The sequence below is a fragment of the Noviherbaspirillum sp. ST9 genome (assembly GCF_048799745.1).
Lineage (GTDB): Bacteria > Pseudomonadota > Gammaproteobacteria > Burkholderiales > Burkholderiaceae_D > Noviherbaspirillum.
In genome coordinates, this window is sequence record NZ_JBLWFR010000217.1 from 1 (window position 1) to 516 (window position 516).

A 516-nucleotide genomic window follows, 5' to 3' on the forward strand; every position below is an offset into this window, starting at 1 on the left:
AGTCGCGCGCTCAGATATTTCCAAACGAAGTTCTTCGCCAGCAACCGGCTGCAATGCTGGGTTTCCGCTGGTCAGGCTGTCGGCGATAAGCTTTCCGTTTACTTTTACCCTAAGTACTTTAGTAATGCCAACAGTATAATAAGTTACTGTCAGCGCTTTGGCTGTTGGCCTTTCGATCAATGTGCCTTCTTTCTGGCAAGCGCAGAACAACAGGCAACCAGCCAGGATTAAAAATAAAGTTGTTATATAACGCATGGTCTTAAAAGTTGTAAGTGAGTGTGAGGTACAGGTTACGTCCCTTAAAACTGCTGTACCTTACGTAATCAAGATCTTTATTGTATTTGGTGCCTTTAGGATCGTTATTGGCGTTTTCACTGAAATAGGTATCCACCCCATTGATGATCCATTTGCTATTGATACCGGGCGCCGTTGCCGAAATATTCTGGTAAACGAGTCGCTTTTGCTGCAGCAGATCGCTGAGACTTAGCCGTGCATCCATCCGTTTTTTGAAGAACC

The 516-nt window shown here is 44.8% G+C and carries 2 protein-coding genes; both read right to left on the reverse strand.

What is annotated here, in order from left to right; translation table 11 throughout:
* A partial coding sequence (locus tag ACNOHI_RS25610; protein WP_420477538.1) for a hypothetical protein occupies nucleotides 1-255 on the reverse strand: 255 nt, incomplete at its 3' end.
* Between the two features lie 4 nt (nucleotides 256-259).
* Nucleotides 260-516, reverse strand: a 257-nt coding sequence (locus ACNOHI_RS25615; protein ID WP_420477539.1) for a hypothetical protein, incomplete at its 5' end; no start/stop codon positions are given.